This window comes from Lishizhenia sp. (assembly GCF_033720595.1).
Lineage (GTDB): Bacteria > Bacteroidota > Bacteroidia > Flavobacteriales_D > Crocinitomicaceae > Lishizhenia.
In genome coordinates this window covers 1-1,887 of record NZ_JAWWCF010000312.1, presented here as the reverse complement: position 1 = coordinate 1,887, position 1,887 = coordinate 1, and the positions used below count along the sequence as shown (strand labels likewise).

At 38.7% G+C, this 1,887-nt stretch carries 3 protein-coding genes and 2 tRNA genes; 1 reads left to right on the top strand and 4 read right to left on the bottom strand.

The genetic code is table 11. The features are described from left to right. A partial coding sequence (locus R3333_RS14390; RefSeq protein WP_318959458.1) for a glutaminase occupies positions 1-368 on the top strand: 368 nt, incomplete at its 5' end. An 81-nt stretch (positions 369-449) separates the two neighbouring features. Here R3333_RS14390 and rpsT read toward each other — a convergent pair. The 4 genes from rpsT to R3333_RS14370 all read right to left on the bottom strand — a co-directional run. Beyond that, a complete protein-coding gene (rpsT, locus tag R3333_RS14385) occupies positions 450-698 on the bottom strand; it encodes a 30S ribosomal protein S20 (protein WP_057480260.1) in 249 nt (82 codons plus the stop codon). 29 nt (positions 699-727) lie between these two features. After that, positions 728-799 (bottom strand) — tRNA-Glu (locus tag R3333_RS14380). 66 nt (positions 800-865) lie between these two features. Beyond that, positions 866-937 (bottom strand) — tRNA-Glu (locus R3333_RS14375). Positions 938-1,014: 77 nt separating this feature from the next. Then, positions 1,015-1,887: proline--tRNA ligase (locus tag R3333_RS14370; RefSeq protein ID WP_318959457.1), on the bottom strand; the 873-nt coding region annotated here is incomplete at its 5' end.

Below are 1,887 nucleotides of genomic sequence, written 5' to 3'. Positions count from 1 at the left end.
CTATTGTAGATTTCTATTTTCATCTTTGTTCCCTGGCAATGTCCTGTAAACAACTTGCTCAGGCTTTTATGATTTTCGCTAATAAAGGTAAAATACTTGGGACTGACGAAGAAATTTTAACTCCTACCACGGTAAAAAGGATCAATTCATTGATGCAAACCTGTGGTTTCTATGATGAAGCCGGAGAATTTAGTTTTGAGGTTGGCCTTCCAGGGAAAAGTGGAGTTGGTGGCGGTATCGTAGCCATCCATCCAGATCAATATTCCGTAGCGGTTTGGAGCCCTATATTAAATGAAAAAGGAAATTCTGAATTAGGCATGAAAGCTTTAGAACGCCTTACTACCTTAACAGGACTTTCGGTATTCTAGAAGAAAAAATATAGAAATAAAAAAAATGCTTTCCATAAATACAGAAAGCATTTCTTTTATAATTGAACACTGTAATAATTCTTAAAGCGCGGCTACGTGCTTTGTAAGTTGCGATTTTAAGTTCGCAGCTTTGTTATCGTGTATAATGTTTTTCTTTGCTAATTTATCTACCATAGAGATAACAGAAGGCAATAAAGCTTCAGCTTCTTTCTTCTCAGACTCCTTCAACTTCTTAATCGCGTTTCTGGTAGTTTTATGCTGGTAGCGGTTTCTAAGACGTTTGGTCTCATTGCTACGAATCCTCTTCAATGCTGACTTGTGATTTGCCATTACAAAATTGCTTTAATTATTTTTTAAAGTAGTCCGTAGGGGAATCGAACCCCTGTTACCAGGATGAAAACCTGGCGTCCTAACCCCTAGACGAACGGACCATTAATTTATTTCAAATTGCCTTTTCAGGACTTTTAAAAACACAAAACTAAACTCGTGTTCTTTTGTAGTCCGTAGGGGAATCGAACCCCTGTTACCAGGATGAAAACCTGGCGTCCTAACCCCTAGACGAACGGACCATTTTTTGTTTCAATGCGGATGCAAAAATACAACTATTTTTCAATGCCACAAGAGTTGAACAAAAAAAATTTAAAATTTAATATGCCTTGGCAAAAAGTACTCTTTGTTCTGAAGGTTTACCAGTAAGCACACAGCTTCCCGACTCCTTTTCGGAACCAAATGGTATACAGCGAATTGTGGCTTTGGTAAGTCCTTTTATTTTGTTTTCTGTCTCTGTAGTTCCATCCCAATGCGCAGAAATAAATCCGCCTTTATTTTTTAAAACTTTTTTAAATTCATCAAAAGAATCTACTTTGGTGATGTGATCATTCCTAAAATTATTCGCTTTCTCAAATAATGTTTCCTGGATTTCCACCATCAAATGCTTCACCTTCTCCACTACTTCAGTTTGATTTACAAACTCTTTAGTAAGCGTATCTCTTCTTGCCAGCTCTACACTCCCCTTTTCAAGGTCTTTTGGTCCAATTGCCAATCTAACCGGCACACCCTGTAATTCATACTGTGCAAACTTCCAACCTGGCTTTTGCGTATCTCTATCGTCATATTTCACCGAAATACCAGCTTCTTTAAGATCATCGGCAAGTTTATTGGCTACCCTAGAGATTTCCTGCAATTGCTCTTCCCCTTTATATATAGGAACGATTACCACCTGTGTAGGCGCCAAATTTGGAGGAAGTACTAATCCGTTATCATCACTATGCGTCATTATAAGCGCACCCATTAAGCGGGTAGAAACGCCCCAGGATGTAGCCCAAACATTTTCTAACTTCCCTTCTTTAGAGGTGAATTTTACATCAAACGCTTTTGCAAAGTTTTGGCCTAAAAAGTGTGAAGTTCCTGCCTGCAAGGCTTTACCGTCTTGCATCATTGCCTCAATACAGTAAGTTTCTACCGCACCGGCAAAGCGTTCAGCTTCAGTTTTAGTTCCTTTAATCACCGGCATTGCCAT

Excerpts from the sequence above, each read along its gene's own strand:
- rpsT (WP_057480260.1), bottom strand. The coding sequence starts at position 698 with ATGGCAAATCACAAGTCAGCATTGAAGAGGATTCGTAGCAATGAGACC.